Source organism: Ruminococcus turbiniformis (genome assembly GCF_020687545.1).
GTDB lineage: Bacteria > Bacillota > Clostridia > Lachnospirales > Lachnospiraceae > Mediterraneibacter > Mediterraneibacter turbiniformis.
Genome location: NZ_JAJEQX010000069.1, coordinates 1 through 3,644 on the forward strand (window position 1 = coordinate 1; position 3,644 = coordinate 3,644).

Here is a 3,644-nt window from a genome sequence, read left to right on the forward strand (position 1 = left end):
AGAAAAAAAGTAAGCGAAGATAAAACATTACTATATTTCAAGTATGGTGCACAAAGTGCCACAATCCCTGTATCTTCAAGGATTGTGGCACTCGTTTTTCTTTTCAACTGTCAAAGATGGGATTATAACATATTCTTTTAAGAATACAATTTCCCTGCCGGGAGATAATAACCGTATCTGCAGAACTCTTACTGCAGACAGAAAACTGAAACTGCTTCACAGGCAAAACATGAAATGAGGTGAACTGTTTTGACAAGACAAAAGAAAGAACCTGAAAAACATTCTGAAATTGACGACTATGATTATCTGGCGAACGCAGCTTCTGCCATGGATTTTACCGGTCTGATTCCGTCTCTTCCGCGAAGCAAAGGCGAACTGGAATCTTACAATGACATTTGCCAGTTTCTGCCTCCCAAAGCCGATAAGGAGGATCTGTAACACCGGTATTCCTCAATATCAGATCATATTGCAGTCCTCTGTACTCTTTCGACAAAAATCGTGCAGATATTACATTTTTGCATTGTTCTTATGTCTTTGAAATGTTATAATGGACATGTTGTAAATTCTGGTCAACAAAAGAGAGGAGTATATTTATGAAGTGTCCGATATGTGGAAAAGACCTTGAGCTGCAAAAGAAGCAGGTTGGCACCGCTGAAAACGGCGATCCTGTCTTTAACGAATATGCGATCTGCCGCGACTGTCGGAAACAGTGGAATCTTGATAAACAGCGTGCGAAAAAAATGGCGGCAAAAAAAGCCGAACCCAAAGTCAGCACTGCCACACAGAAGGTAGCGGAGCCATCTTCCAGAAAGACCGCAGAACCTTCTCCTAAAAAAGCCGCGGAACCTTCTTCTAAAAAGGCCGGGGAATATGCTTCCGGAAAAGCCGCAGAGCCGTCTTCCAGAAAGACCGCAGAACCTTCTTCCGGAAAGACTGCAGAACCTTCTTCCAGAAAGAAACCTGCACCTGCTTCCGGTTCCAGAAAGGCGTCAAAGCCTTCCTCACCGGCATCCGCATCTGCTGCCGAGCCTGCAAAGAAACCTGTAAAGAAGCGCCGTCCGAAAGACGCAGGCGATCCTGTACAGGAGACAAACGACGAGAAGCGCTACAGCAATATTCCCCCGGAAAAAGTCCGTACAAAACGGGAAAAAGCTGTGCGTAAGGGATATGAGGATATGCTTGCAACCGGAACGATCGGCAAGCCGTCCAAAAAGAAAAAGTCAAAGGATGAGGAAGGTACCGGTGTCATCAAGAGGGCAGAGTCTGCGAAACAGTCTCCTTCAAAGAAGCACGCAGAAAAAGCTTCTTCCAGGAAGCCGGAGCCTGTCGTTGACGAGTACGATGATGATTACTATGATGACGAGCCAAGATTCCGCGTTATACGGATCCTCCTTGGGATTCTTTCCCTCGTCGGGTTCGGATATTTCATCTACCGCGGATTTGTAACCGGCCTGGCTGATACAACAGAAGGCGCAGGCGCGGGTGGAACAACATATATTGTACTTGCGCTCTGTCTGCTTGTTTCTGCACTGCTGTACTTCATCCTGCAGTCCAGAAACACTGTACTTGCCTTTATCCTTCCGATGCTCTTCTATCTGGGAGGCGGTGTTTTTGCATTCCTGCAGCGCGGAGATGATCTGCAGCTTCTTATCGGAGCCGGAGCCTGTGCGGTTCTCGCGGTCATCTCGCTGATTCTTGCCATTGCTTCCAGAGGCGGGGATTATGACGATGATGAGTACGATGACGCCTTTGAGGATGACTACGCAGACGACTATGACGATTAAATTTTACTGATACAGAATTCTGAGCAGAACCGGATTGAGCCTATCCGGTTCTGTTTTTTAATTTCCGCCTTTTTATATTTGTTTTTCAGCACTTTCTCTGATTGCAGCTGCCTTCACTTTTCCTGCACGTTTTTCATATAGTATTAAGAAATGTTGAAACACAAAACGGAGGAAATATGAAAAAGCGTTTCTCAGCAGTCATTGCCGCCGCTGTGCTTGGTTTCTCCCTGCTTACAGGATGCTCGGACAAAGCAGAAGAACCAGAAGAGCCGGCAGCAGAAAGCGGCTCTGCCGCACAGCAGGACGGCGTCTCCACAGAAACAGAAGAAAAGGAACTGGTCAAAGTAACACTGAACGAGGTTGCCCACTCGATCTTTTATGCGCCGATGTATGTGGCGATAGAGGAAGGTTATTTTGAAGAAGAAGGGATCGAACTCGATCTCGTATGCGGATTTGGCGCGGACAAAACAATGACCGCAGTCATCTCGGGTGAGGCTGATATCGGTTTCATGGGATCAGAAGCTTCCATCTACACATACGCGGAGGGAGCCACCGACTATGTTGTCAATTTTGCCCAGCTCACCCAGCGGGCCGGAAACTTCCTTGTTGCCAGGGAAGAGATGCCGGACTTTAAATGGGAAGATCTGAAAGGGCACGTTGTGCTCGGCGGCCGGAAAGGAGGCATGCCGGAGATGGTATTCGAGTATATCCTAAAGCAGAACGGCATTGACCCCGAGACAGATCTTGAGATCAACCAGAATATTGATTTCGGATCAACGGCAGCGGCTTTTGCGGAAAATCAGGGGGATTTTACTGTTGAATTTGAACCCGGAGCCACATCCCTCGAGTCAGAGGGCGAGGGATATGTTGTAGCCTCCCTGGGCGAAGACAGCGGCTATGTCCCCTACACCGCATTCAGCGCAAAGCAGAGCTATATCGCTGAAAATCCGGATATCATACAGGGCTTCACAAACGCGCTGCAGAAAGGCATGGATTATGTGCAGGCACACACTCCGGGAGAAATCGCAGCGGTCATCGAGCCCCAGTTTCCGGAAACCGATCTTGAGACAATCACGACCATCGTCACACGCTATTATGACCAGGACACATGGAAAAGCAATCTGATCTTTGAACAGAGCAGTTTTGACCTTCTTCAGGATATTCTTGAAAGCGCCGGCGAACTGGAAGAGCGGGTTCCCTATGAAGATCTCGTCACCACTGAATTTGCAGCAATTGCCGCACAGTGATATAATGATGTCGTAATGACGCAGCAAGACTGTCGGCTCAAAACCTGATAACATGCCAGTCCGGCACCCCGTCTTTCTGACAGTCTGACAAAATTTTCATCCCGGGTGCATTTGCGCCCGGGGTGTATCAGAAAGGAATCGGTACATATGATTGACAAACGACTCATCCCCTTCGGAGGCCTGAAAAAAGAGCCTTTCTCCGGCAGCCACAACGGAATGCGTTATCTCATGAAGGGAGATAACGGCAAGGAGAGTACCACTTTTACTGTTTACATCTATCCCGAACCGTGGTGCTTTGAATCCACTCCGGAAGAAGACATCCAGAGCGCCTCCTTCCCTCTCTCCGCTGAGGGTATGGATTTGGCCATCGCCTGGCTATTTGAGCGCTATGAAACAGAAAAAGAGCGCTGGAACAGCGCTCTTCGCGATATGATGCACACGGTAAACAAAAGCAGTACATAGACATTTTCTTCCGCTTTATTTTCTTTTAACCTGAATTATTCACGGCAATGTAATCACTCATGAATGAATCGAAGAAATTGCCGCAGTAGTTACAATAACCACATTTGCTCTTTCTGCCTATCGGTAAAGACTTAAAAAAGGGCAGACTTCA

4 protein-coding genes are annotated in these 3,644 nt (G+C 47.5%); all 4 read left to right on the top strand.

Annotation, left to right across the window (positions count from 1 at the left end; all coding sequences use genetic code 11):
- The first annotated feature begins 249 nt into the window (after window positions 1–249).
- Window positions 250–438, top strand: a complete 189-nt coding sequence (locus tag LKD70_RS18225) for a hypothetical protein (protein ID WP_227709278.1) — start codon at window positions 250–252, stop codon at window positions 436–438.
- A gap of 155 nt (window positions 439–593) precedes the next feature.
- A complete protein-coding gene (locus LKD70_RS18230; RefSeq protein ID WP_227709279.1) occupies window positions 594–1,784 on the top strand; it encodes a hypothetical protein in 1,191 nt (396 codons plus the stop codon).
- A gap of 176 nt (window positions 1,785–1,960) precedes the next feature.
- On the top strand, window positions 1,961–3,031 hold the full coding sequence (locus tag LKD70_RS18235; protein ID WP_227709280.1) for an ABC transporter substrate-binding protein: 1,071 nt from the start codon (window positions 1,961–1,963) through the stop codon (window positions 3,029–3,031).
- Window positions 3,032–3,178: 147 nt separating this feature from the next.
- Window positions 3,179–3,493 carry a hypothetical protein gene (locus LKD70_RS18240; protein WP_227709281.1) on the top strand — a complete coding sequence of 105 codons (315 nt, stop codon included), beginning with the start codon at window positions 3,179–3,181 and terminating at the stop codon, window positions 3,491–3,493.
- Window positions 3,494–3,644 lie beyond the last annotated feature (151 nt).

Coding starts and splice junctions, on each gene's coding strand:
- LKD70_RS18230 (WP_227709279.1), top strand. CDS start 594: ATGAAGTGTCCGATATGTGGAAAAGACCTTGAGCTGCAAAAGAAGCAG.
- LKD70_RS18235 (WP_227709280.1), top strand. CDS start 1,961: ATGAAAAAGCGTTTCTCAGCAGTCATTGCCGCCGCTGTGCTTGGTTTC.
- LKD70_RS18240 (WP_227709281.1), top strand. CDS start 3,179: ATGATTGACAAACGACTCATCCCCTTCGGAGGCCTGAAAAAAGAGCCT.